Origin of the sequence: Streptomyces shaanxiensis (assembly GCF_039537145.1) — a bacterium.
Lineage (GTDB): Bacteria > Actinomycetota > Actinomycetes > Streptomycetales > Streptomycetaceae > Streptomyces > Streptomyces shaanxiensis.
Genome location: NZ_BAAAZY010000024.1, coordinates 346,922 through 371,333 on the forward strand (window position 1 = coordinate 346,922; position 24,412 = coordinate 371,333).

The following is a 24,412-nucleotide window of genomic DNA, read 5'->3' on the forward strand; positions in this document are numbered from 1 at the left end:
GTCAGCGGCGGCCGCTGCCGCCGTATCCGTAACCGCCATATCCGCCGTATCCGCCGTATCCGTAGCCGCCGTACCCCCCGTATCCCCCGGACCCATATCCGCCGCCGGACCCGCCGTACTGGCCGTCCCAGGAGCAGTAGTACGGGTAGGAGGAGCACACGTCGGTCGGGGACGGACTCGTGGACGTCGGCTGATCGGCCGGCGGGGTCGCGGACGGCGTCGGGGTGGGCGTCGAGGTCCTGGACGCCTTGGGGGTGGGGGGCGGGGTCGGTGTGCTCGGCGTATCGGACTCGACCTCCGTGTCCCAGTTGACCACCTCCAGCTGGAGCTCCGTCCTCGACGTGTCGATCACCCAGTGCTGGGCGTCGCCGTCGTCGTCGCGGGTCTTGAGGACCAGGGCGCCCGAGCCGTCGGTGGCGGCGGGGCTGAGGGCCAGGTCCTGGTCGAAGCGCGGCACGAGGGTGCCCTGGAGGGTGAAGTCGTAGCGGACGTTCTTGCTCTCGGAGTCGGAGGCGCCCTTGCACGGGGCCAGCCGGACCGAGTAGCCGAGGTGGGAGTCGAGGCAGAGATCAGGGTCCGCGGCACTGCGCATCAGCCCGTCGGTCTCGTACGACCACTGCTGTCCGGGCTCCGCCGAGCACTTGGCGAGTTCGGTCTCCGCGTTCTCGACGGCCTTCCCGCCGACGACGCCGACACACAGCCCGGACCCGATGTTGTGCAGCCGGCCCCGCAGATCACCCTTCGCGGCCTCGGCGGCGCCCGCCCAGGACGGGTTGCCGGTGGTGGAGCCCGCGTCGGAGCCGGGAGTTTCGGCGGGGCGGTCACCGGCGGCCGGGGCGGGGCCGTCTCCGGAGCCGAGCGCGGACCAGACGACGAGGGGGAGGACGACGAGAGCGCTGACGGTGACGACGGCCGCGGTGAGGTTGCGGCGCCGGGCGGCACGGCGGGCGGCCTTGAGGGCCGAGCGGCCGGAGCAGGTGCGGGTCTCGCCGGTGGGCGCAGCGGGGGTGCGGTCGCCGGGGCGAGAAGGTGTGGCGGGGGCGGTGCGCGCGGCTCGACGGGCTGTCCGGCGTGCGCTTCGGGGGCCCGGTTCCGCGGTCGGGGAGACCACGTCCGGGGCGGTGAAGGGCTCACCTGCTGGGGGGGTTGGCGCCCCTCCCAGGGGGGCGAACGACTCGCCTCCGGAGGCGAATGCCTCACCTCCGGGGCCGAACGCCTCCACTCCGGGTCCGAACGCTTCACCCCCGGGTGCGAACGCCGTATCCCCTGAAGCGAATGTCTCCGCGGCAGGGGCGGGGCCTGGGGCTGCACCCGAAGCGGCCTCCCCCGCGGGGGCGGACGCGGCCTCGTCGGCGAAGAAGGACTCGCCCACGATCTGTGCCGCCCGCGTCGGTGGCCGCACCTCCGCCGGCGTGTCGGCCTGTCTCGCCCTCGACTCCAGATAGGCTCCCGCGCCCCAGCCCAGCACCGCCTCGGCCAGCGCGATGCCGAGCCCCGCGTTGAAGAAGTTCAACTGCTCGGCGGTGTCGCTGCAGTGCCCGCAGCGGCTCAGGTGTTCGCGCAGGTCGGGGTCGATGTCGACGCCGCCGCGCCGGTAGGTGACGTCCAGCATCCGCAGGTAGCGCCGGCACTCCTGCTCGGGGGCGAGTTCGCGGTGGACCTGGAGGCTCTCCTCGCGGAGCCGCTCGCGGGCCCGGTCCAGTTCGATGACGGCGGACTCCTCGTCGAGGCCGAGGAGTCCGGCCGGGACGGCGAGTGGCTCGGCCTCGACCTCGGTGTGCCACAGCAGGCAGCGGGCCGACTGGGGAAGCCGTTGGAAGGCCCCGGTCAGCAGCCGGCGCTCGGCCGACGGCAGCAGACGGGCCGCAGCCCGCTCCGCTCCGTCCGACTCGGACCGCAATTCGGGGTGGAGCAGCTCGCGCCTGCGGTCGGTGTCCCACTCGGCCGCGATACGCCGCACGGTGACGAGCAGCTGGGGACGCCACGCGGCCGTCGGTCCGGTGTGCCGCAGCGTTTCGCCGAAAAGGCGGGTGAATGCCGCAGTGGTCAGCATTCCCGCGGAACGGGCGTCCGCGGTGCACAGCCGTGCGTAGGCGAAGCCCGCTTCCCAGTGCCGGTCGAGGAGTTCACCCACGGGATGGAGCGCCGGTGTCGCCCCTGTCCACCTCTTGAGTTCGGCGCTCAGTTGAGCGTCCGTCACATCAAAGAGACGGGCGTCGTGAGGGGAATTCGACGGGCCAGCGTCATGCACGGTGGCATTCCTCCGGAGGGCATGCGGCATTGAAGGTCCATACCAAGGGGTATGCTCCGCGCGTAGCTCTTGTGAAGCGTGGGGCGTGTGGGAGCGAGGCACACCTTTGCACAGGTCAGCGACAGGGAACAAGTCATTCCCGGGTTTTGCGCATTACGTTCCCGGCGATCAGTATTTGACGAACGGTCAATAGCGGGGCGAGATCATTGCGGCGTATCCGCGGGGCAATTGGAAATCGCATTCACTCACGCCCCTCCGGACTCCGTCGTAAACCATTGAACGAACGAACTTCAGCCTTTTCGCCTGGTCATACGCGCGCGCACCCCTTCACGGAGCCTTCACAAGTCACGCGCCAACCATTGAACCGCCCGCCCGGTACACACCGGGCGGCATCCCGTACCGTTCCCGGAACACCCGGTTGAAGTGAAACGGGCTGGCGAACCCCGAGGCGGCCGCCACGCGTTCCACGGACAGGTCGGTGCTCTCCAGAAGTCGGGCGGCGTGTCGCAGACGTGCCTCGCGCAGCGCGCGCATCGGTGACTGCCCGGTCTGCCCGGCGAAGAGGTGCGCGAACCGAGAGGGCGAGAGCGCGACCTGCCCGGCGAGCGAGCGAACGGTGTGCGGGGCGGCCGGATCGGCGGCGATCAGCGCCTGCGCCCGGCGCACCCGCGGATCGACACCCGGGCGGGACTGCGGTGCCCGCGCGGTGCCCGCGGTGAGCAGGACGACCTCCTCCAGTGAGCACAGGGCGAGTTCGCGGGCCGCGGTGCCGTGCGCCACGGCGACCGGCTCGTCCTCCGGCGCCACATCGGGCGGCGCCTCCGTCCCCGTCCAGCGCGCGTCGGCGAGCATCCGGCGGAACGCCGCCTCGACGCGGCCGTGCACCGCGTCCGGCGTCGGCGTGACGACGTACATCCCCTCACCGGTGTCGTAGGGCCGCAGCCAGGACCGCCAGGAGGGCCGGGCCTGGCAGTGCGCCCACCAGAACTCCCAGTGCCGTGCGCCCGGTTCGACCCCGTAGCAGTGCGGGACACCCGGCGCGAGCACGACCAGGTCCCCCGCGCCGGTCCGCGCCTTGGCGCTCCCGTGCCGCAGTAGCCCCCGTCCGCCGGTCGTCCACGTGAACAGCCAGCTGTCCGCGCCGCGCGGCCGGTTGACCCCGTATCCCGTCGGCTGGTCGAAGTACCCGACGACCACCAGGCCCGGTGGTGGGGCGGGATCTCCTGGTGCAGCAGTCTCGGGCAATCCGTCAGCGCTCACGGTCATCCTCCTGAGGCGTCGATCGGCCTAGCGTGACAGGGAAAGGACACCTGACCGAGGAGTGGACACATGACAGCCACGGACATCGGCGCCTCCGGCGCCCCCATCCTGCCCGAGGCCGGGCTCCGCCGGTTCCGCGAGGACGGCTTCACCGTCGTGCGCGGGCTGTTCGGGTACGACGAGATCGACCGGCTCCGCGACCGGTTCGCGGCGCTGCACGCGGCCGGGCCGGTGCCCGGGCACTTCGAGCCGCGTCCGTCGGGCGGCGACCCGCTGGGCGTGTATCCGAGGGTGATGCAGCCGCACGAGATCGACGAGTTGTCGCTGCGGGTGCTGCTCGATCCACGGTTGCGCGGGGTGCTGGAGGTGCTGCTCGGGGAGGAGGTGCTGGCGGCGCAGAGCATGTTCTACTTCAAGCCGCCGGGGGCCCGGGGGCAGGCGCTGCACCAGGACAACTTCTATCTGCGGGTCGAGCCGGGCACGTGTGTGGCGGCGTGGATCGCCTGCGATGTGATCGACCGGGACAACGGCGGTCTCGAAGTCGTCCCCGGCACACATGAGATGGATCTGTTCTGCCCGGAGGCGGCGGACTCCGACGTGTCCTTCGCCCGGGAGTACGTCCCGCCGCCGCCCGGCCTGGCGGCGGTGCCGGTGGACATGGAGCCGGGGGACGTCCTGTTCTTCAACGGGAGTCTGGTGCACGGGTCCCAGCCCAACGGGACGGACGATCGTTTCCGGAGGTCGTTCATCGGACACTACGTGGGCCGTTCGGCCGAGCGGATCGGCCACTACTACCGCACGCTGTCCATGAGCGGCGACCGGGTCGCCTTGGCGGAGAGCGAGGGCGCGGGCCCGTGCGGCACGGAGTTCGAACAGCACGGACCCCACTGAGCGCCGGCAGGCCCGATCAGTGGCCGATGACCGGATGCGGCGCGTACGGCTGCTGAAGCTCCTCCAACTCCTTTTCGCTCAGCGGCAGTTCGACCGCCGCAACCGCGTCCTCGATGTGCCGCTGCTTGGCGGCGCCGATGATCGGGGCCGCCACCGTGTCCTGGTGGAGCAGCCATGCGAGGGCGACCTGGGCACGCGGGACGCCGCGTTCGTTCGCGACGCGCGTGACGGCCTCGACGACGACCCGGTCGCTGTCGACGTACAGCCGGCTGCCGAAGTTGTCGTTGGCGCTGCGCTCGGTGACCGTGCCCCAGTCCCGGGTGAGCCGGCCGCGCGCCAGCGGGCTCCAGGGCAGTACGCCGACGCCCTGGTCCGCGCAGAGCGGCAGCATCTCGCGCTCCTCCTCGCGGTACAGGAGGTTGTAGTAGTTCTGCATCGAGACGAACTTGGTCCAGCCGTGCCGCTCGGCCGTGTACTGCATCTTGGAGAACTGCCAGGCGTACATCGAACTCGCCCCGATGTAGCGCACCTTGCCCGCCTTGACCAGGTCGTGCAGTGCCTCCATGGTCTCCTCGACCGGGGTGTGCGGGTCGAAGCGGTGGATCTGGTACAGGTCGACGTAGTCGGTGCCGAGGCGGGCGAGGCTGTGGTCGATCTCGGTCATGATGGCCTTGCGGGAGAGACCGGCGCCGTTGGGGCCGGGCCGCATGCGGCCGTTCACCTTCGTCGCGAGCACGATCTCGTCCCGGCGGGCGAAGTCGCGCAGCGCCTTGCCGACGATCTCCTCGCTGGTGCCGTCGGAGTAGACGTTGGCGGTGTCGAAGAAGTTGATCCCGGCGTCCAGCGCCTGCCGGATCAGCGGCCGTGACGCCTCCTCGTCGAGAGTCCACTCGTGCACGCCGCGGTCGGGGAGCCCATAGGTCATGCAGCCCAGACAGATCCGCGACACGTCCAGGCCCGTCGAACCGAGCTTCACGTACTGCATCGTTGCTGCTCCTGCCTTCGGGGTGGGGGGTACCAGGGGGAGCGTACGTGGTCGTCTCCGGCGACCCCCGCTTTCCCGCCGCGCCCCTACGAAGTCAGCCGGATCAGCAGCACGCCGGGGGTGCGCGGCAGGGTCACCCGCAGTCCGTGTCCGTCCCAGGCGGCCGTGCCGGCGCCCGGCGTGGAGGGGTGCAGGATCTCCGTACGCGCATCCCGGCCCGCCAAATGCCGTAGAGGAAACCGCAGTTCAGGCTCCCCGCCGCGACGCCACACGGAAACGTAGGAGGAACCGCCCGGCACCCGCATACCGAGGGCCAGCCATTCGTCCGTCCACCCCGGCAGGCCGAGCGGCCAGAACGGAACGGCCGTCGTGAGCTCGCCCCGGATCGACTTGTACGTGCTCACCGCGTCCCGCACGAGCCCGAACTGCTGCTCCGACATCCGGTCCAGGTGGCCGGACAGATGGATGCGGCCGAGCAACGCCCCGCCCAGCGTGAAGGCGATCAGATCGTCGTCGAACTCCGGCTGCGGGTAGGCCCAGACGGCACCCTGCTCGGGCGGGGCCACGGTGGGTGCGGAGGCGGCGATGGGCGGGTAGCTCAGGGGGTCCTGCTGGTCGCTGGTGGACTGGAGCTGGGTGACGGCGAGGGTGGCGCCGTCCATGCGCATGCCGCCGGAGGCGCAGTTCTCGACGACCAGGCCGGGATGGCGGTCCAGGACGTCGGACAGCCATCCCAGATATGCCTGGGCGTGGCCGAGCAGGCCGGCTCCCGGCGCGATGTCTCCGGGGGCACAGGTCCCCGGGTCGACCACGATGTTGTAGTCCAGCTTCAGGTAGCCCACGCCCCAGTCGCCGACGATCCGGTCCACCGTCTCGTCGAGGTGGGCGCGGGCGGCCGGGTGGCGCAGGTCGAGCTGGTGGCGGCCCTGTTCGGCGAGGCGTACACCGTCCCGCTGGAAGAAGGCCTCCGGGGGCAGTGCGGACGCGATCGGGCTGCGTACGCCCACGACCTCCGGCTCCAGCCACAGCCCGGGCACCATGCCGCGCTCGCGGATCCGGTCCAGGACCGCCCCGATCCCGCCGTCGGGGAAGCGCCGCGAGGACGGCAGCCAGGCGCCGACGCTGTCCCACCAGCCGCCGTCCGCCGAGTCGTCGTACCAGCCGGCGTCCACGCAGAAGTACTCGGCGCCCGCCTCGGCCGCCGCGTCGATCAAGGGCAGCAGCTTCTGGGTCGTCGGGTCGCCCATCAGGGTGTTCATGTAGTCGTTGAAGACGACGGGGAGCGTGGTGTGGTCCGGGTGCGGGCGGCGCACGGCACGGCGGTACGAGGTCAGCGCGCCCATCGCCGCGTCGAACCCGGAGCCGAGGGCCAGCGCGGCAGGCACGGTCGTGCACTCCGCGCCCGGCGCCAGCCTGACCCGCCACTGGTGCTCGGCGTCGGTGGGGCCGTTCAGCGCCAGGTAGCCGCCGCGCGCGTGTTCGCCCAGGTCCCAGCGCCAGCCGGCCGGGGACTCGATCTGCCACAGCCAGGTCCGCCCGCCGTCCCGCTCCGTCAGCGCCCCCATCGGCAGATGGCCGTCGGTGGGCCAGCTGCCGCGCCCGGTGAGGACGAGGGCGGCCCGGCTGTCGTGCTGGTGGACGTCGACGTTGATGTCGGCGACGGACGCGCGCAGCGGCTCCGCCCACCAACGGCACTCCGCGAGCCAGTCGTTTCGGGCCCGGTGCACATCGAGGGCGTCCGGTGAGGGCAGGCCGCCGAGCAGCAGGCTGCTGACCGACTGGACGACGAGGGGCTGCCCACCCTCGTTGCGCAGCCGGACCCGGGAGCGGAGCACCGGCACTCCGGTGGGTGACGTCAGCTCGACGAACGCCGTCAACCCGGTTGCCCGGTCGTGGAGTTCGAGGGTCAGCCACTCCCAGTCGGCGCGACGACCGGTGCGGTGCGCCCGGTACCGGAGCCGTGAACCGAGGGCGGTTCCGGTGAAGCGCGAACCGGACCAGCCACTGCCATGGCCGAGGGCGGTCAACTCCACGAGCGGCAGGGCCGACTCGGGGTCCACACGGTCGCCGGGGCCGCCGCCGAGCCGGACGAGCCGCAGGGTGCCGTCCGAGGCGGTGGCGAACTCGACCTCCATGGCCGGGTGGCCCCAACTGAGCGCTTCGCCTGGCGAGTTGGATACCTCACTCGTCGCGTCCGCCGTACCGGTCAAGGTACCTCCCCGCGTGAATCCATCGTTACGGTCTCTTGACGGCCCAAGTGTGACCGGTCACAATCCTGGCATGAATGTGACCGGTCACACAAGGCGCCCGGCGAGCATCCGGGACGTCGCGAGCGCCGCCGGGGTCTCGTACCAGACCGTCTCGCGGGTGATCAACGGCCATCCCAGCGTCAAGCCCGCGACCAGGGAGCGAGTGCTCGCCGCCATCGACGAGCTGGGCTTCCGCCGCAACGCCACCGCGCTCGCCCTGGCCAGCGGACGCAGCCGGGCCGTGACCGTGCTCACCGCCAACACCACCCACTACGGCTACGCGTCGATCCTCCAGGGCATCGAGGAGTCCGCCCGCGCCGCGTCCTACGCGGTCGGGATAGGCGTCCTGGAATCGGCGGACGAGGACGCCGTCGCCGCCGAGGTGCAGCGCGCGGCGGACGCGGGCGGCGGACTGATCGTGATCGCCTACGATCCGGCCGGCGTACGGGCCCTGGGCGCCGTCCCCGCCGAGCTGCCGGTCGTCGGCGTGATCGAGACTCCGGCGAGCCCGCCCGACCCCGGCCGCCCCTGGGTGTGGACGGACGACCGCGAGGCCGCCTACCGGGCGACGCGGCATCTGCTCTCCCTGGGCCACGAGACCGTGCACTACGTCGCCATCCCGTCGAGCACCCGGCGCACCAGCGCCCGTACCAGCGGCTGGCGGCAGGCACTGAAGGAGGCCGGCGCACCGGAACCCCGTCCTGTGCAGGGCAGTTGGGGCCCGGCCGGCGGCCACGCGGCGGGCCGGAAGCTGGCGAAGGACCCGGCCGTCACCGCGATCCTGTGCGGAAACGACGACCTCGCGCTCGGCGTGCTCCGTGCCCTGCACGAGGCCGGCCGGTCCGTGCCCGGCGAGGTGAGCGTGGCCGGGTTCGACGACGCCCCGCACTCCGCGTATCTGACCCCGTCCCTGACGACCGTGCGCCTGGACTTCACCGGCCTCGGGCGGGCCGCCTTCGCCCTGCTGCACGGGGTGCTGGAGGAGTCCGCGCAGGTCGCCCCGCACCCCGTCTCCGTACCGGAGCTGGTGGTGCGGGAGAGCTCGGGTCCGTCGCCCGCCCGTGACTGAGATCTCGGTACCGCCGCACTGAACGCCCCGTTCACGAAAGGCACTTGAGGTACGTGATGAAGACGAGAGCCCTCCCCGCACTGGCCCTGATATGTGCCTGTGCCCTGGCCGCCACCGCGTGCAGCGACCCCACCGCGGGCGACTCCGGCTCGGACGCCGAGCAGACGGCGGTGAACCCGACCGCCCGCCTGGACGGCGTGAAGCTGACGATGTGGACCGCGCAGAACACGGTCAACGCGCCCAAGCAGGTCGTCGAGGCCTTCGAGAAGGCCACCGGCGCCGAGGTGGAGACCCAGGCGATCCCGGATCCGTACGAGTCCAACGTGCCGACCAAGCTCGCCTCCGGCGACCGCCCCGACCTGATGTTCTGGCAGCCGTCCATCTCCACGCTGCCCTTCGTCCAGCCGCAGCAGAACCTCCTCACCCTCGACGGGGAGCCGTGGGAGTCCGAGCTCGGTGACACCGAGAGGTCGCTGGGCGTCATCGACGGCAAGCGGTACGCGGCGATCGTCACCAGCCCCGCCATGCTCGGCGTCTACTACAACAAGGACGTCTTCGAGCAGGCCGGCATCGCCGAGAAGGACTTCCCCAAGTCCTACGACGAGTTGCTCACGCTGGGCCGCAAGGTCGTCGACGGCACGGACGCGGCCGGTTTCTACGAGGCCGGCGGCGACAAGTGGCCCCTGCAGTGGCAGATGCAGGTCCAGCTCACCGACCTCGACCAGCAGTGGTGGGACGGGCTGAACCAGAACAAGGAGACGTGGACCGACCCGCTCGTCGTCGACGCGATCAAGAAGTACAAGGAGAAGCTGCTCGACGCCGGACTCGCCCAGAAGAACTACCGCACCGGCACCTTCACCGGTCAGGCCGACGCGCTGTGGAAGGGCGAGGTCGGCATGGTCCTCAACGTCACCTCGTTCCAGAGCCAGTTGCAGGCCAAGTACTCCACCGCCGAGATCGACAAGAAGATCGGCTGGTTCCCGGTCGCCAACTCCTCGGCCACCGGCCTGTACTCCCCCGACCAGACCAACGGTGTCGTCGCGTTCAAGACGGGCGACGAGAAGCGGCAGAACGCGGCCCGGCAGTTCCTCGCCTTCTGGCTCGGACCCGACTACGCCGACTACATCAAGACGATGAAGATCCCGTCCGTGCAGCCGTCCGTCCCGACGCCCGACGGGCTTCCGCAGGCGTCCAAGGCCCAGGTAGCGGCTCTGCCCGAGGCCATCGGTGTCTTCCAGGCCAAGGCGATCGTGGCTCCGGACACACACCTCTACCTCGGTGACATGATCTTCGACAAGAAGAGTCCGCAGCAGGTCGCCCAGGCCATCCAGGACCAGTTCGCCCAGGTCGCCAAGGCCCAGGGCGCGCCCGGGTTCTGACGATGGCCCACACAGTCGTACGTACCGAGCCCACGCCGGTGACGGGCGCGCCGAAGAGGGCGGGCCGTCTGCCGCGTGCCGCCGTGCACCACCCCTGGTGGTTCGCGCTCCCCGCGATCGTCGTCTTCGCCGGCTTCTTCCTGATGCCGAACCTGCTCAACTTCTACTACCCGTTCACCAACTGGTCCTCGTACCACGCGGACATCGCCTTCACCGGCCTCGACAACTTCCGGACCATCGCCGACGACGGCTCCCTGCTGCGCGCGATCCGCACGACCCTGCTGTACGCGATGCTGGCGGCGCTGTTCCAGAACGTCTTCGGGCTCGTGCTCGCGCTGCTGCTGGAGGACGACACCCGCTTCAACCGGTTCTTCCGCGCCGTCTTCTTCCTGCCGGTGCTGATCTCGGCGCTCGCCACCGGCTACGTCTTCCAGGCCCTGCTCGACCAGGACGGCGCCGTCAACTCCGTGCTCGGCACGGACGTTCCCTGGCTGGGCTCGACGACATGGACGCCGGTCGTCGTCACGCTCATCCACGGCTGGAAGTGGATGGGCCTGGCCATGCTGATCTATCTGGCCGGGCTCAAGGGGATCCCCGGCGACATGCTGGAGGCCGCCCGGATGGACGGCGCCGGTCCGTGGCGGACGTTCTGGTCGGTCCGGTGGCCGATGCTCGCACCGGCCGTCACCTTCAACGTCACCACCGCGCTGATCGGTTCGATGAACACCTTCGACATCGTGCAGGCCACGACCGGCGGCGGACCGGCGGCCTCCACGGAGGTCTTCAACATCTACATGTTCCGGATCTTCGGCCAGGGCCTGTACGCCCAGGCCTCCGCGATGAGCCTCGTCCTGTTCCTGGTCGTGGTCGCCGTGGCGATCCCGCTGGTCGTCGGGCTGCGGCGAAGGGAGCAGACGCTGTGACGCGGGTGGCCCCGGTGTGGCGGTACGGCCGCCCTGCCCTGGTCCTGCTGCTGGCCGGTCTGGCGGTCGGCGTCCCGCTGTGGCTGGTCGCGGTCACCTCCGCCAAGCCACAGGCGGAGGCCATCAAGCCCAACCTGGACCTGCCACGGCACTGGCAACCGGCCGACAACTACGCGGACGCGGTCGGCCAGGGCGAGATGCTGCGCGGTTTCGTCAACTCCCTGCTCGTCGTGGTTCCTTCGGTCGTCCTCGTCCTGCTCCTCGGCGCGGGTGCCGCCTGGGTCTTCGCGCGCCGCAGGTCCAGGCTGGTCTCGGCGGCGTACGCGCTGTGCATCAGCGGGCTGCTGCTGCCGCCCGCCGTCATCACCATCGTGATGGAGCTGCGGCAGCTGGGACTGGCGAACACCCGCCCCGGAATGATCGCCGTCTACACCGGCATGTACCTGTCGACGTCGATCTTCTTCATGACCGGCTTCATCCGCGCCATCCCGATGGAGCTGGAGGAGGCGGCCAGGATCGACGGGGCGTCACCGGCACGGATCTTCTGGCGGATCGTCCTGCCCCTGCTCCGGCCGGTGATCGCCACCGCGACGATCATGGTGATGCTCTACGCCTGGAGCGACGTCTTCTACGCGTTCTTCGTCCTCGGCGGCGGAGATCGGGCGACCCTGCCGCTCAACCTCTACCAGGTCGCCGGCGCCCAGCTCTACCTCAACAACTGGCACCTCGTCTTCGCGTACGTCGTGGTGATGAGCCTGCCCATGGTCGCCGTCTTCCTCGTCGGCCAGCGAAAGATCGTGTCCGGAATCACCAGTGGAGCCGTCAAGTGACCGGAGGTCCAGCAGCGTGATCACCCCCACCCGCACGAGATCCCGCACCGCCTTGCTAGCAGCCGCACTTGGAGTAGCCGCCATGGCAGCCACCTTGCCCGCGGCCGGGTCCGCAGCCGCCGCCGACCCCCAGCGCCTCACCGTCGACCTCGCCGCCTCCGAGGGCCCGGTGATGCTCGGCGCCAACGGCGCGCTGTACGGGCTCAGCGACGACGGGGTGCCCAGCGACGCCGCGCTGGCGCCCCTGAAGGTCACCAGCATCTCGCAGAAGCCGGAGGGCGGTGCCCAGCACCCCAACGGCGACGCGCTCACCGTCTCCAAGTCGTTCTTCCGCAACGGCGGCGGCGAGATCAACGTGATGATGCAGGACATCTACGCCAAGTGGCCGTACGAGGATCTCGGCATCGACGACTACCTCCCCAAGGTCGACAGGATCGCCAAGGAGGTCGCGGCCGACCCGAACAGCGACCGCTTCGTCTACATCCCGTTCAACGAGCCCGACCAGATCTGGTACAAGCTCGGCGTCTCCGACCAGGCGCAGTACGAGGCCAACCGCGACCGGTTCTTCAAGGACTGGAAGACGGTGTACGAGCGCATCCGCGCGATCGACCCGGACGCCAGGATCGCCGGCCCCAACGAAGCCGCCTATCACACACGGCTGTTGAGGGACTTCCTCGCCTTCGCCAAGCGCGAGAACGTGCTGCCCCAGGTGATGACCTGGCACGAGCTGGGCTCCGGCTCGCTGCGCGACTTCCAGGCGCACTACGACGAGTACCGCTCGCTGGAGCGGGAGGCCGGGATAGCCCCGCTGAAGATCAACATCGACGAGTACGCCAACCGCCGTGACCTGTCCGTGCCCGGGCAACTCGTGCAGTGGGTCTCGATGTTCGAGCGGAACAAGGTGTACGCCAACGCGGCCTACTGGGACGCGGCCGGCAATCTCAGCGGCCATGTCGTGCGCTCCAACATCCCCAACGGCGGCTGGTGGTTCTTCCGTTGGTACGCCGGACTGACCGGTGACACCGTCAAGGTGACCCCGCCGCAGGCCGACACCATCGACACCCTCCAGGGCCTGGCCTCCCTCGACACCTCACGACGCCAGGCGCAGGTGCTGCTCGGCGGCTCCGCCGGTGACTCCGACGTCGTCGTGAAGAACGTCTCCCGGTCCGTCTTCGGCCGTACGGTCACCGCGACCGTCGCGGAGGCCGCCTGGTCCGGCTACGAGGGGCAGCACGCCACGCCTCGGATCCTCTCCCGTACGAAGGTGAAGGTGGCGGACGACGGCACGGTGACCGTCCCGCTGCGCGGCATGCACAAGATGTCCGCGTACCGCATCGTCCTCACCCCGGCCGGCACCGGCAGCCCCTCCCCCGCCGCCGTCCCCTGGTCGGCGTCGTACGAGGCCGAGGACGCGGCCATCACGGACGGCAAGGTCTACACCCAGGGCACCGTCGGCAACGCCAACGGCTACGCGGCCTCGGGCACCAAGGACGTCGGCTCGCTCAACACCGCCACCAGCAAGGTCGCCTTCACCGTGACGGTCCCGAAGGACGGCACGTACGACCTGGCGATCCTCTACGGCAACCAGTCCGGCCGCCCCGCCACCCAGCAGCTCTCCGTCGACGGCGGCACCCCGGCCACGGTCACCTACCCGTCCACCGAGAACTGGACCTACCGCGCGAAGAACGACGTCGGAGTCGAGCTGTCGGCAGGCACCCACACGCTGACGCTGGCCAAGGGCGACGCCGAGGTCACCCTCGACCGGATCGACCTGACCGCCCGCACGGGGGTCCCCTCCGCACAGTACGAGGCCACGCTCGCCGACATCAGCGGCACGCCGTCCTACGACTACTCCTCCTCGGCCGGGGTCGGCACCGGCGCCCTCGTCCTGCGCTCCGGGGACAAGGCGGTGTTCGACGTCTACGCCCCGCGCGACGGCTACTTCACGGTCGTACCGCAGGCCACGGCGCCCGTGCGGCTCGCCCTGCACGGGGAGACCGTGACGACGACACCCGGCAAGCCCCTGCGGCTCTACCTGGTGGCCGGCAACAACCGTGTCGCGCTGACCGCCCGGCACGCAGCCGTCCGCTCCCTGGACGTCTCGGGCAACGGCTCGACCACCGGCACGCTCTCCTACGAGGCCGCCTCGGCCGCTCTCGCGGGCGGCGCCGAACTGGTCGACTCCCCGTACGCCTCCGCCGGTTCCTACATCGGCTCGCTCGGCAACGGCCCCGGGAGCACCGCCGAGTTCACGGTGGACGCGCCCCGCTCCGGCCGCCATGTGCTGGTCGTCCACTACGCCCACAACGACCGGCGCGACAACGGCCACGCCTACAACACGGACATCATGTCCCGTACGGCGACCATCAAGGTCGGGGACGGCACTCCCGTCACGGCGACCTTCAAGAACACCTGGAGCACGGACGACTACTGGACGCTGGGCGTCCCGGTCGATCTGAAGAAGGGCTCCAACACGGTGACGTTCGGGAACACGAGCGCGTGGGCCCCGAACATCGACCGGATCGAACTGGGCCGAGTCGTCGGCTGACGGGCTCGACCATCGGGGCGGCGGCCCGGGCCCCTGTAGGGGCGCCGGGTCACCGTCCCAGCAAATCCAGCGCCCGCTCCCACCCGAACTCCGGCCGCACGCCGTCCTCCCCGACCTCGCCGGTGTAGGGCTCCCCGAAGCGCACGCCCATCCCCCGCAGCCGTATCAGGCTGTCCTGGTAGGCGGGATGGGCGGCCAGCGCGTCGGCCACGCAGGGCAGGGCGGCGATGGGGACGCCGAGGCCGTACGCCTCGCAGAGGGTGCCCAGGGCGAGGGTGTCGGCGATGCCGGCGGCCCATTTGTTGAGCGTGTTGAAGGTGGCCGGGGCGACGACGACGGCGTCGGGCGGCGGGAAGGGGCGCGGATCGGCCGGGGTGCGCCAGGCCGAGCGGATCGGGCGGCCGGTCAGGGCCTCGACGGCGGCCGTGTCGAAGAAGCCGTTCATGGCGACCGGCGTCGCGATGACGCCGACCTCCCAGTCCCGCTCCTGCGCGGCGCTGATCAGCTTGCCGACGTCCGCGGCGATCCCGGCGGCGCAGACGACGACGTAGAGGAAGGGTGTGCGGGCCTGTTCGGTCACCCGGGAACCCTACTCAACGCCCTCGACCGCCTTATCGCACCGGGAAGGACAGCCCACGCTCGTTCTCGGGCCGCGGCCCGACGACACGGCGCTCCTTCTCCTCGATCGGCACGTCGTTGATGCTGGCCTCCCGCCGCGTCATCAGCCCGTGCTCGTCGAACTCCCACAGCTCGTTGCCGTACGACCGCCACCACTGGCCTTCGTCGTCCCGGCACTCGTACTGGAAACGGACCGCGATGCGGTTGCCGTCGAAGGCCCACAGGTCCTTGCGCAGCGCGTACTCCCGCTCGCGCGCCCACTTCGCGGTGAGGAACTCGACGATCTCGGCGCGGCCGGTGACGAAGGTGTCGCGGTTGCGCCACACCGAGTCCTCGGAGTAGGCGAGGGCGACCTTGTGGGGGTCGCGGGTGTTCCAGGCGTCCTCGGCGGCCTGCACCTTCTGTGCGGCGCTCTCTCGGGTGAACGGCGGCAGGGGCGGGCGGTCGGTCATGTCATCCTCCGGGGCCGGAAAGGGCGGCCAAAGCAAGGGAAACGAAGGAGAACGGGCGTTCTCCGGCATGGCTGCTACCGTAGGAGAACGCTCGTTCTCGCGTCAAGGAGAGGTCGTACATGGACAGCGCAACCGCCCGGGAGCAGGCGCTGGACGCCGCGGAGAGCCTGTTCTACGGGCGCGGCATCCAGTCCGTCGGCATGGACGACATCCGGGGCGCGTCCGGGGTCTCGCTCAAGCGGCTCTATCAGCTCTTCCCAGCGAAGGAGCAGCTGGTCGAGGCGTATCTGGAGCGGCGCGACGTGCGCTGGCGTGGACGGCTGGCCGAGTACGTCGAGCGGCAGGCGGACCCCGAGCGGCGGATCCTGGCCGTCTTCGACTGGCTGGAGGAGTGGTTCGGCGAGGCGGACTTCCGCGGGTGCGCCTGGATCAACTCGTACGGCGAGCTGGGCGCCCGGTCGGAGCGGGTGGCGGGCCAGGTCCGGGCGCACAAGCGGGCCTTTCGCGACTACCTCGCCTCACTGGTGGCCGGGGCCGGGCTGCCCGACGTGCTGACCGGGCCGCTGTATCTGCTGGCCGAGGGTGCCATGGTCACGGCGGGGATCACGGGCAGTACGCGACCGGCGGGCGAGGCGCGGGAGGCGGCGCGGTCGCTGCTGGCGGCGCGCTGAGAACTACTGGCCGCGCTGAGAGCAGGCGGGCGGGCCCGGTACCGGGTGCGGGCCCGCCCACGACTGCGGATGCCCGGGAGACTTACCCGCCGTCAACTCCCCTCGTCCGACACGGTGATGGCGCTGACCGGGCAGGCCCGGGCGGCCTCCCGCACCATCGGGTCGCCGGCGCCGTCCTCCCGGCCGGGGACCAGGGCGCTGAAGCCGTCGTCGTCCTGGGTGAAGACGGACGGGGCGGCCAGGGCGCACTGGCCGGCGCCGATACAGAGGTCATGGTCGATGTCGATGTGCATGTGGCGTGATTCGTGCGTTTCGTTGTGCATGACCGGAGCCTCTTACCAGGTCACGGGGAGTTCCAGCATCCCCTGGATCGTGTCGCCGGGTTTGAAGGGGATTTCCTCCGCAGGGACGGCCAGACGGAGGTTCGGCAGCCTCTCGAAGAGGGCGTGCAGGGCTATCTCCATCTCGGCGCGGGCCAGGTTCTGGCCGAGGCACTGGTGGATGCCGAAGCCGAAGGCGATGTGGTGGCGGGCGGGACGGTGCCAGTCGAGGGTGTCGGGATCGGCGTACACGGCGTCGTCGCGGTTGATGACGGACGTCGAGAAGACCACGCCGTCGCCCTCCCGGATCGTCTCGCCGGCCGCCTCGATGTCCGCGGCGGCGACGCGCAGCAGCCCGTCGGCGATCGACAGCATCCGCATGAGTTCCTCGACCGCGGTGGGCAGCAGCCCCGGGTCGGCGCGCAGCTCGGCCAGGCGGTCGGGGTGCTGGAGGAGGGTGTAGGTGCCGAGGGAGATCATGTTCGCCGTGGTCTCGTGGCCGGCGACCAGGAGGATGGTCGCGAGGGCGATGAGCTCCTCGTGGTCCAGGTCGCCGTCGCGCAGCTGTTGGTGGACGAGTTCGTCCAGGACCCCCTCGCCGGGCTCCGGCTGCTTCTGTTTCCGTTCGATCAACTCGGCGAAGTACGCCTCCAGTCGGTCGCGGGCGTCCAGGGTGTCGGCGGCCGTGGGGCCACGCAGCAGGCGCCGTGACTGCCCTTCGAAGAAGTCGTGGTCGGCATAGGGGACACCCAGCAGCGCGCAGATGACCATCGAGGGAACGGGCAGCGCGAAGGCGCTCACCAGCTCGGCGGGCGCTCCCTGGGCGATCATCGCGTCGAGCCGTTCGTCCACGATCCGCTGGATCTCCGGGCGCAGCTCGGCGGCACGCCTGAGCGTGAAGCTGGGCACCATCATCCGCCGCTGGACCCGGTGTTCGGGGTCGTCGACGCTCAGCAGCGCGGACTTACGGTCGCGGACCGCCGCGAAACGGGCGGTGGGCGCGGGGAAGCCGGGCCGGGTGCGATCGGAGGACAGGCGCGGGTCGGCCAGCAGGGTGCGGGCGAGGGCATGGCCGGTGACCAGCCAGACCGGGCGGCCGTCGTAGAGGGTGATGCGGGCCAGTGGGCGCGTGTCGCGCAGGGGGTCGTAGGCCGTGGGCGGGTGGTACGGACAGGTGCGGTTCTGAGGGAAGGCGACGGTGTGCGATTCCGTCATGTCCGTCATGGAAGACCTCGCAGACGAAGGGTGCGTCGTGCCGATCATCATTAGATGCCCGGGGCATCTAATGGGGCGACGCCAAGTTCGGCCAGATCAGGCGTACGGGCAATCTGGCCGGGGATCGTCGCACAGAGCTTCGGTCTCGGGGACGTTCGGCCGGTACCGCGGGGAAATTCGCTTGTCGGCGGGTGGCCGCCGCACGCAGAATCCGGCCATGTCTACGACCATCGCCTGCCTGCCGCTGTCCGTCACCGCTCGTCCGGTGCGGTTCCAGCAGCAGCCCGGCCGTCCGCGGAGGCCCACCCTTCCCGCGTCGTGACCGCCGCGCTCGTCGCGGGACTGCTCGCGGGCTACGGCATCGCCGTCCCCGTCGGCGCGGTCGCGACCTACCTGGTCTCCCTCTCCGCCCGCACGTCCCTGCGGACCGGAATCTGCGCCGCGCTCGGTGTCGCGACCGCCGACGGGCTCTACGCCCTCGTGGCCACGGTCGGCGGCTCCGCACTAGCCGCCGCGCTGCGTCCGGTCCTGGTGCCGCTGCGGTGGGCCTCCGTCCTGGTGCTGGCGGTCCTCGCGGTACGGGGCGCCGTCACCGCTGTACGCCACTACCGCGACCGCCCGTTCGCCACCCGCTCCACGCCCCCTCCCCCGAGCCCGGCGCGCGCCTACCTGGCGCTGCTCGGCATCACGCTGCTCAACCCGACCACCGTGATCTACTTCGCGGCCCTCGTCCTCGGCACCCGCGCGACCGACGCCGTACCGCCCCTGGAACAGGGCGTGTTCGTCCTGGCCGCGTTCGCCGCGTCGGCGAGCTGGCAGCTGCTGCTCGCCGGCGGCGGGGCGTTGCTGGGACGGGTACTGACGGGGCACCGGGGGCGGTTGGTCACGGCACTGGTGTCGAGCGGTGTGATCCTGGCGCTGGCCGTGCGGATGCTGTGGCAGCCGTAGACGGGATGAATCCCGCGCACGCCGGTGTTGGAACACGGCGTCAGTCAGCACCAGGACACGACGATGGGACCGATGTCATGCCTCTTGAGGGCGAGTACGAGCCCAGCCCGACCGGTTGGGTGCGCGAGCAGGTCGAGCTGTACGAGAGCTCCGGCGGCACCCAGGGCACGACCCTCATGAACACGGGGATGCCCGTGATCCTGCTCACGACCCGCGGCGCCAAGAGCGGCAAGATCCGCAAGACGCCCCTGATGCGCGTCGAGCACGAGGGGAGCTACGCCGCTGTGGCATCGCAGGGCGGGGCGCCCAAGCACCCGGTCTGGTATCACAACATCAAGGCCGATCCGCGTGTGGAGCTCCGGGACGGCACGGTGCTGCGGGACATGAGGGCCCGCGAGGTCACCGGCGCGGAGAAAGACGAGTGGTGGGAGCGGGCCGTCGCGGCGTATCCGCCGTACGCGGACTACCAGAAGAAGACGGACCGGGTGATCCCGCTCTTCGTGCTGGAGCCGTTCGACGGGGACTGATCGAACCCCGATCGGGGATTCGGAAGTTTTTTCTCTACCAGGACGCATGAACCCGCGTTCGCCGGGCACACGTGCGTCAGGCCCCGCCGCGTTCCCCCGTCGCGGCGGGGCTTCCCTGTGCCTCGCGGACGGCGCGCTCCGCCACGTCGAGGAAGATCTGGTCCGCCTCGGGCGGTCGAGGCCGGGCACCAGATCGACCCGGGCGGCCACCAGGGCCGTCTCCAGGCCCGTGTGCTGCTCTCGATATACGCGGCTGCCGCGCCTCCCCGCTGTCGATCTCCGACTGCGCCTCCATCAGGGCCCTGATCGTGGCCTCGGCCTCGGGATCGGCGGCCTCCCCGATAGACCTCGGTGCGTTGGGCGGACTGCTCACTCACGTCGGCCATCCCTGGCGTCCCGGCTCACACCCGTGCCATCGGCGTAAATCGGGGGACCCGGTGAGAACGTACGGCAGAGAGGAGCGCGATCATGAGCGGCGGGGGCGACGAGGGCAACACCGCCTATGGGAGGAAGTCGTTCCAGCGATCGAAGGCCCACTTCACGGACCGGATCACCGCGGACGGCCGGGACGGCTGGCCGGTGGCGGCGGACCGCTACCGGCTGGTGGTCAGCCGTGCCTGTCCGTGGGCGAGCCGGGCGGTGATCTCCAGGCGGCTGCTCGGCCTGGAGGGCGCCCTGTCGCTGGCGATCGCCGATCCGATCCAGGACGACCGCAGCTGGCGCTTCACCCTGGACCCCGACGACCGCGACCCGGTGCTCGGCATCCGCTTCCTCAGCGAGGCCTACGACCGGCGGGAGACCGACTACCCGGGCGGCGTCAGCGTCCCCGCGATCGTGGACGTGCCCAGCGGCGAGCTGGTCACCAACGACTACCAGCGGATCACGCTGGACCTCGCCACCGAGTGGACGGCCCTGCACCGCGAGGGAGCGCCCGATCTCTACCCGGAGGGGCTGCGGGACGAGATCGACGCCGTGATGACGGATGTCTACGAGGACGTCAACAACGGTGTGTACCGGGCGGGCTTCGCCACCGGGCAGGACACGTACGAGGGGGCGTGCGCGCGGCTCTTCCGGCGGCTGGAGCTGCTCGCGGAGCGGCTGGCCGGGCGGCGTTATCTGGTCGGCGACACGATCACCGAGGCGGACATCCGGCTGTTCACCACGCTGGTCCGTTTCGATGCCGTCTATCACGGCCACTTCAAGTGCAACCGCTGGAAGCTGACGGAGAACCGGGTGCTGTGGGCGTACGCCCGCGACCTCTACCAGACGCCCGGATTCGGTGACACCGTCGACTTCGACCACATCAAGCGGCACTACTACCAGGTGCACAGCGGCATCAACCCGACCGGCATCGTGCCGCTCGGACCGGATCTGTCGGGCTGGCTGACGCCGCACCACCGTCAGGAGCTGGGCGGCAGGCCGTTCGGCGACGGGACACCGCCCGGGCCGGCACCGGAGGCCGAGCAGGTCCCGGCGCAAGGGCGGCCCTGACCATCGAAGGAGGCGCAGGCGCGCATGGCACAGAAGAAGAAGCCGAAGAAGCTGAAACTCCCCCTCGCCTACAAGCCCATGGGATTCGCGCTCGGCTGGTCGAGCGGGTGGCTGGCGGGGCTCGCCTTCCGCAAGACCTGGATGGCGATACGGCACGAGGAGGACGCCCCGGACGCGCTGGACCGGGACCGCGGCTGGGGGGAGATCCTGCTGGCGGCCGCGGTCCAGGGCGCCCTGTTCGCGGTGGCCCGCAGCGTGGCGGACCGCACCGGCGCGAAGGCGATCGAACGCTCGACGGGTGTGTGGCCGGTCGGCGAGAAGGGCGGTCGGGACTGAGCGCACCTCCGGCAGGCCGACCGCCGAGCCCAGCCGACCTCCCAGCCCAGGAGGGCTCGGCCGTGGCAAGGCGGAGGCTCGGCCCTGCCTCGGCGGCGGCTCAGCCCTGCTTCGGCGCCGTCGACGCGACCAGGCGCAGAGTGAAGGAGTGACCGGCGGGGTCGGCGTAGCCGCGTTCCTCGTAAGGGCTCGCCGCGTCCTTCGCCTCCAGGGGGCGCCCGCCGAGCCCGACGATCCGGCGCTCCGCCTCGTCCAGGTCCTCCACGACGAAGTCCAGGTGGGCCTGGAGGGAGTTCTCGGGGCGCGGCCAGCTCGGCGGCGTCGCGTTCACGTCGCGGCGGAACGCGAGCCGGGTACCGTCGGCGCCCCTGATCTCCACGCGGTTGGCGGTCGCCTCCGTCTGCTCGGCATCCAGCAGTTCCCGGTAGAACACGGCGAGCTTCTCGGGCTCGGCACAGTCGAGCACCACGAAGCCGGCTTTCACCAGCGGCATGACTCCTCCGAAGGGTCCGGGGCGCTGGACGGTCCTGTCCCGCCGCCCTGTACCCCACGGGTGTCCCGGCCGGGCCGTTTCAGTCCGCCACCAGCCACTCCCCGTCCCGCATCAGCTCCCGCCCGGCCAGCTCGTTGGCCTCGCGCCAGGCCTGCACGCGCTGCGGCCGGACGCGGAAGTACAGGTAGGGCGTGGTGAGTCGACGTGGGTCGAAGCCGGTCCTGGCCGCGAAGCGGTCGGCCTCCTCCTCGGGCAGTTGGGCAAGGGTGAGCGTGTCGGCCGTCCCCTCGATCATCACGACGTCACGGGTCGGTCCGATGCCGAGGCGTGCTCTGCCGGTCGTCCTCAGGTTGCGGCCCGTCGGGCTGTTGGCCGGCGTGGCCAGCAGCAGGGTCGAGCCGTTCCAGAGGAAGGAGAGCGGGACGAGATACGGCACGCCTCCGTCGACCTCGGCGGTGGCGACCCACACGTCCTCGTCGTGCTCCAGTCGGTGCAGGGTGTCCTGCTTGCGCTGCTTGGCGGGGCGTGCGGGCTGCGGCGCCATCGACGAACGGCCTCCTCATGGTGCGGTGTTGACGGATGTGTCCAGTGTGACTGTGGGGCGTGCGGGACGGGGCCGGTTTTCCGCCAGCCGAGCCGCCGCGGCACTGAGCAGCAGGTCCAAGGCAGCCGGGTAGGAGCTGTGCGGCATGTCCGCCACGAGATGGCGGGCGGTGGCTGCGATGTGCGGGTGGGTGTCGGCGGGCAGCCGCGCGTACGTGGCCCGCCAGACGGCCGCCTCCGCCTCCCGTGCGGCTTTCGGCATCGCCAGGCTCGCCGAGTCGAGGGCGCCGTGGGCGAGGGCCTGGTCGACGAACGCGTGGTAGATCCGCACCGCCTCGGCGTCGGGGAATCCCGCGCGGCGCAGCACACCGAGGATGGTCTCGACGGCCTGGATCTCGTACGCCCGCCCGGTCACCCGGTACGAGCTGAGCACGGCCGCCCGGGGGTGCGCGAGTGCCCCGGCGTGCATGCGCAGGCCGAGGTCGCGCAGGTCGGCGCGCCAGTCGCCGGTGGGGCGCCAGGTGCGCAGCGTGCGGCCGATGAGTTCGTCGGCGATGGCGAGCATCAGGTCGTCGGTGTGCCGGAAGTACCGGTACAGCGAACTGGGGTCGGCGCCGAGGGCGCGGCCGAGGCGGCGTACCGAGAGGGCGTCCGCGCCGTGTTCCTCGATGAGTCTGAGGGCCGTCTCGACGATCAGTGCCTCGGACAGGACGACGCCTTGCTTGGTGGGGCGCCTGCGTTGCCGGGCGGTGGGTGGGACGACGCGCTCGCTCATGGATGCCTCCCTCGGGCCGGTGCCCGGCACCTTATGACAACACCGTTGACCTGTTAAGCCCCCGGACAGTTTCATGTCCGCTCATCGGGGCCGTCCAGGCCCCCCGGTGCGAGCGGAGACCGGCCATGTCCGACAACCCCTACAGCGTCGACCCTCCAGCGCGCCCCGCGCTGCGCAAGTCCCTCGGCGTCCTGGACGGCGTCGCCATCGCCGCGTCCAGCACGGCCGCGACCACCAGCATCGGCATCGGTCTCGGAGTCACAGCCGGGGTGGTCGGACTGCATCTGCCGGCGATCATGCTGCTCGCGTTCCTGCCGATCCTCGGCATCGCGGGCGCCTACTCCCGGCTCAACAAGGTCGAGCCCAACGCGGGCAACGGCTATGTGTGGGTGGGCCGTTCGCTCACGCCCTGGCTGGGCTTCCTGGTGGGCTGGGTGAACATCGTGGCGGTGGTGGCCTTCCTCGCGTACACCACGGCGGTCACCGGCTCGGCGCTGCTCCAACTCGCGGGAGACGCCGGGCTGCACCGGGTGGGCGGGCTGGCGCTGGACCCGGGTTCCACCGCGCAGACCACGGCGATCGGCATCCTGGTCCTGGTGGCGGTCACGCTGACCGCCGTGACCGGCATCCGCACCGCCGCGCGGCTGCAGGCCGGGCTGCTGGTCTTCGAGTACGTCGTCCTGCTGGGCTTCTGCGGATACGGCATCGTCACCGGCCCGCACGACTTCAGCCTGAGCTGGTTCGACCCGTTCGCGATCCCGTCGGCGACGGCACTCGCCCAGGGGCTGTTGCTGTCGGTGTTCTGCTACTGGGGCTTCGAGTCGGCGTTCAGCGTCAACGAGGAGGTCCGCGACCCGCGCGACGCGTCCAAGGCCGGGATCACCACCCTGTTCACCATGCTGGCGCTGTTCCTGCTCGGCTCGATCGCCTTCCAACGCGTGCTGTCCGAGGAGGAGTTGGTCGGCCACGGCCCCGAGGGCCTCGCCTTCTTCGGCGAGCGGCTGGCGTCCCAGCCCTGGGCCGCGCTCCCGCTGATCGCCCTGATGTTCTCGGCGGTCGCCTCGCTGCAGGCCGGAGTGATCCCGACCGCCCGCGCGATGTTCGCGATGAGCCGGGACCGTACGCTCGGACCGGTGTGGTCCAAGGTCAGCCCCCGGTACGGCACTCCGGCCGCCGGAACCGTGCTCATCGGCACGCTGGCGGCGATGGTCGCGGCGCTCGCGCTGGTCATCCCGCGCCTGGCCGACATGATCATGGCGACGGTGAGCGCCGTGGGCATCGTGGTCGCCCTTTCTTACGCGCTCACGGCTCTCGCGGCGGCCGTGCGCTTCCGCTCGCTGCTGCGCGAGGACTGGCGGCAGGGGGTGCGCGCGGTCGTCCTGCCCGCCCTGAGCGCTGCCGTGCTGCTCGGCCTCGGCGGCTACCTCGGCTGGTCGTTCTACACCTCCGCCGACCACTTCGAAGTCAGCGCGGACAACGGGTGGTTCCTCCTCGCCACTCCCCTGGCGATGATCGCGTCCGGCTTCGTGGCCGCCGCGTGGGCCAAGTGGGTGCGCAGGTCGCCGTACTTCCGTACCGGCAAGGGCACCGACGCCGACGCACCCCAACTCCTCACCACCTCATCCCGATGACCCGACC

At 70.9% G+C, this 24,412-nt stretch carries 23 protein-coding genes and 1 pseudogene; 12 read left to right on the forward strand and 12 right to left on the reverse strand.

The genetic code is table 11. The features are described 5' to 3' along the window. Nucleotide 1: 1 nt before the first annotated feature. Nucleotides 2-2,251, reverse strand: a complete 2,250-nt coding sequence (locus ABD932_RS35905; RefSeq protein WP_425587570.1) for a ricin-type beta-trefoil lectin domain protein — start codon at nt 2,249-2,251, stop codon at nt 2-4. A gap of 345 nt (nt 2,252-2,596) precedes the next feature. Further along, a complete protein-coding gene (locus tag ABD932_RS35910; protein ID WP_345019481.1) occupies nt 2,597-3,517 on the reverse strand; it encodes a helix-turn-helix domain-containing protein in 921 nt (306 codons plus the stop codon). Nucleotides 3,518-3,580: 63 nt separating this feature from the next. Between ABD932_RS35910 and ABD932_RS35915 the strand changes: the two genes are divergently transcribed. Then, entirely contained in the window at nt 3,581-4,402 is an 822-nt protein-coding gene (locus ABD932_RS35915) for a phytanoyl-CoA dioxygenase family protein (RefSeq protein WP_345019483.1), read from the forward strand. 16 nt (nt 4,403-4,418) lie between these two features. On the opposite strand, the gene ABD932_RS35920 is transcribed toward ABD932_RS35915, so the two are convergent. Both ABD932_RS35920 and ABD932_RS35925 read right to left on the reverse strand, forming a co-directional pair. Beyond that, nucleotides 4,419-5,387 carry an aldo/keto reductase gene (locus ABD932_RS35920; protein WP_345019485.1) on the reverse strand — a complete coding sequence of 323 codons (969 nt, stop codon included), beginning with the start codon at nt 5,385-5,387 and terminating at the stop codon, nt 4,419-4,421. A gap of 86 nt (nt 5,388-5,473) precedes the next feature. Further along, entirely contained in the window at nt 5,474-7,597 is a 2,124-nt protein-coding gene (locus ABD932_RS35925) for an alpha-galactosidase (RefSeq protein ID WP_425587571.1), read from the reverse strand. 70 nt (nt 7,598-7,667) lie between these two features. Between ABD932_RS35925 and ABD932_RS35930 the strand changes: the two genes are divergently transcribed. The 5 genes from ABD932_RS35930 (at nt 7,668) to ABD932_RS35950 (ending at nt 14,385) form a co-directional block, all read left to right on the forward strand. Continuing rightward, nucleotides 7,668-8,705 carry a LacI family DNA-binding transcriptional regulator gene (locus ABD932_RS35930; protein ID WP_345019489.1) on the forward strand — a complete coding sequence of 346 codons (1,038 nt, stop codon included), beginning with the start codon at nt 7,668-7,670 and terminating at the stop codon, nt 8,703-8,705. 56 nt (nt 8,706-8,761) lie between these two features. Next, complete coding sequence (locus ABD932_RS35935; RefSeq protein ID WP_345019491.1) at nt 8,762-10,084, forward strand: ABC transporter substrate-binding protein; 1,323 nt, start codon at nt 8,762-8,764, stop codon at nt 10,082-10,084. A gap of 2 nt (nt 10,085-10,086) precedes the next feature. Beyond that, entirely contained in the window at nt 10,087-11,007 is a 921-nt protein-coding gene (locus ABD932_RS35940) for a carbohydrate ABC transporter permease (protein ID WP_345019493.1), read from the forward strand. 5 nt (nt 11,008-11,012) lie between these two features. Beyond that, nucleotides 11,013-11,837, forward strand: coding sequence for a carbohydrate ABC transporter permease (locus ABD932_RS35945; protein ID WP_345019830.1), 825 nt, complete (start codon nt 11,013-11,015; stop codon nt 11,835-11,837). An 82-nt stretch (nt 11,838-11,919) separates the two neighbouring features. Then, nucleotides 11,920-14,385, forward strand: a complete 2,466-nt coding sequence (locus ABD932_RS35950; protein WP_345019495.1) for a CBM35 domain-containing protein — start codon at nt 11,920-11,922, stop codon at nt 14,383-14,385. Nucleotides 14,386-14,434: 49 nt separating this feature from the next. Here the strand turns inward: ABD932_RS35950 and ABD932_RS35955 are convergent, their stop codons facing one another. Together ABD932_RS35955 and ABD932_RS35960 are read right to left on the reverse strand one after the other, a co-directional pair. Next, a complete protein-coding gene (locus tag ABD932_RS35955; RefSeq protein ID WP_345019497.1) occupies nt 14,435-14,965 on the reverse strand; it encodes a flavoprotein in 531 nt (176 codons plus the stop codon). Between the two features lie 31 nt (nt 14,966-14,996). Continuing rightward, nucleotides 14,997-15,455: a nuclear transport factor 2 family protein gene (locus ABD932_RS35960; protein WP_345019499.1), complete on the reverse strand. Its 459-nt coding sequence runs from the start codon at nt 15,453-15,455 to the stop codon at nt 14,997-14,999. Nucleotides 15,456-15,574: 119 nt separating this feature from the next. On the opposite strand from ABD932_RS35960, the gene ABD932_RS35965 reads away from it, so the two are divergent. Next, nucleotides 15,575-16,126 (forward strand): TetR/AcrR family transcriptional regulator, encoded by a 552-nt coding sequence (locus ABD932_RS35965; RefSeq protein ID WP_345019501.1) that lies wholly within the window; start codon nt 15,575-15,577, stop codon nt 16,124-16,126. A 92-nt stretch (nt 16,127-16,218) separates the two neighbouring features. On the opposite strand, the gene ABD932_RS35970 is transcribed toward ABD932_RS35965, so the two are convergent. Continuing rightward, a complete protein-coding gene (locus ABD932_RS35970) occupies nt 16,219-16,419 on the reverse strand; it encodes a ferredoxin (RefSeq protein ID WP_345019832.1) in 201 nt (66 codons plus the stop codon). A gap of 42 nt (nt 16,420-16,461) precedes the next feature. Beyond that, nucleotides 16,462-17,670, reverse strand: a complete 1,209-nt coding sequence (locus ABD932_RS35975) for a cytochrome P450 (RefSeq protein WP_345019503.1) — start codon at nt 17,668-17,670, stop codon at nt 16,462-16,464. Nucleotides 17,671-17,979: 309 nt separating this feature from the next. On the opposite strand from ABD932_RS35975, the gene ABD932_RS35980 reads away from it, so the two are divergent. Then, nucleotides 17,980-18,609, forward strand: a complete 630-nt coding sequence (locus tag ABD932_RS35980) for a LysE family transporter (protein ID WP_345019505.1) — start codon at nt 17,980-17,982, stop codon at nt 18,607-18,609. A gap of 77 nt (nt 18,610-18,686) precedes the next feature. Next, a complete protein-coding gene (locus tag ABD932_RS35985) occupies nt 18,687-19,136 on the forward strand; it encodes a nitroreductase family deazaflavin-dependent oxidoreductase (RefSeq protein WP_345019507.1) in 450 nt (149 codons plus the stop codon). 76 nt (nt 19,137-19,212) lie between these two features. Here the strand turns inward: ABD932_RS35985 and ABD932_RS35990 are convergent. Beyond that, nucleotides 19,213-19,479: pseudogene (locus ABD932_RS35990) on the reverse strand (cation diffusion facilitator family transporter); the annotation flags it as partial. Between the two features lie 125 nt (nt 19,480-19,604). Between ABD932_RS35990 and ABD932_RS35995 the strand changes: the two are divergent. Together ABD932_RS35995 and ABD932_RS36000 are read left to right on the forward strand one after the other, a co-directional pair. Then, nucleotides 19,605-20,627: a glutathione S-transferase family protein gene (locus tag ABD932_RS35995; protein ID WP_345019510.1), complete on the forward strand. Its 1,023-nt coding sequence runs from the start codon at nt 19,605-19,607 to the stop codon at nt 20,625-20,627. Nucleotides 20,628-20,651: 24 nt separating this feature from the next. Further along, nucleotides 20,652-20,963, forward strand: coding sequence for a DUF4235 domain-containing protein (locus tag ABD932_RS36000; RefSeq protein ID WP_345019512.1), 312 nt, complete (start codon nt 20,652-20,654; stop codon nt 20,961-20,963). A 100-nt stretch (nt 20,964-21,063) separates the two neighbouring features. Here the strand turns inward: ABD932_RS36000 and ABD932_RS36005 are convergent, their stop codons facing one another. The 3 genes from ABD932_RS36005 to ABD932_RS36015 form a co-directional block, all read right to left on the reverse strand. Then, the gene (locus ABD932_RS36005) at nt 21,064-21,456 is read right to left on the reverse strand and encodes a VOC family protein (RefSeq protein WP_345019514.1); all 393 of its coding nucleotides are present in this window, start codon (nt 21,454-21,456) and stop codon (nt 21,064-21,066) included. 79 nt (nt 21,457-21,535) lie between these two features. Then, nucleotides 21,536-22,000 carry a pyridoxamine 5'-phosphate oxidase family protein gene (locus ABD932_RS36010; protein WP_345019516.1) on the reverse strand — a complete coding sequence of 155 codons (465 nt, stop codon included), beginning with the start codon at nt 21,998-22,000 and terminating at the stop codon, nt 21,536-21,538. A gap of 15 nt (nt 22,001-22,015) precedes the next feature. After that, nucleotides 22,016-22,774 (reverse strand): TetR/AcrR family transcriptional regulator, encoded by a 759-nt coding sequence (locus ABD932_RS36015; protein WP_345019518.1) that lies wholly within the window; start codon nt 22,772-22,774, stop codon nt 22,016-22,018. 125 nt (nt 22,775-22,899) lie between these two features. Here ABD932_RS36015 and ABD932_RS36020 point away from each other — a divergent pair, with 125 nt between their 5' ends. Beyond that, nucleotides 22,900-24,405 carry an APC family permease gene (locus tag ABD932_RS36020; protein WP_345019520.1) on the forward strand — a complete coding sequence of 502 codons (1,506 nt, stop codon included), beginning with the start codon at nt 22,900-22,902 and terminating at the stop codon, nt 24,403-24,405. The last annotated feature ends 7 nt before the right edge of the window (nt 24,406-24,412 follow it).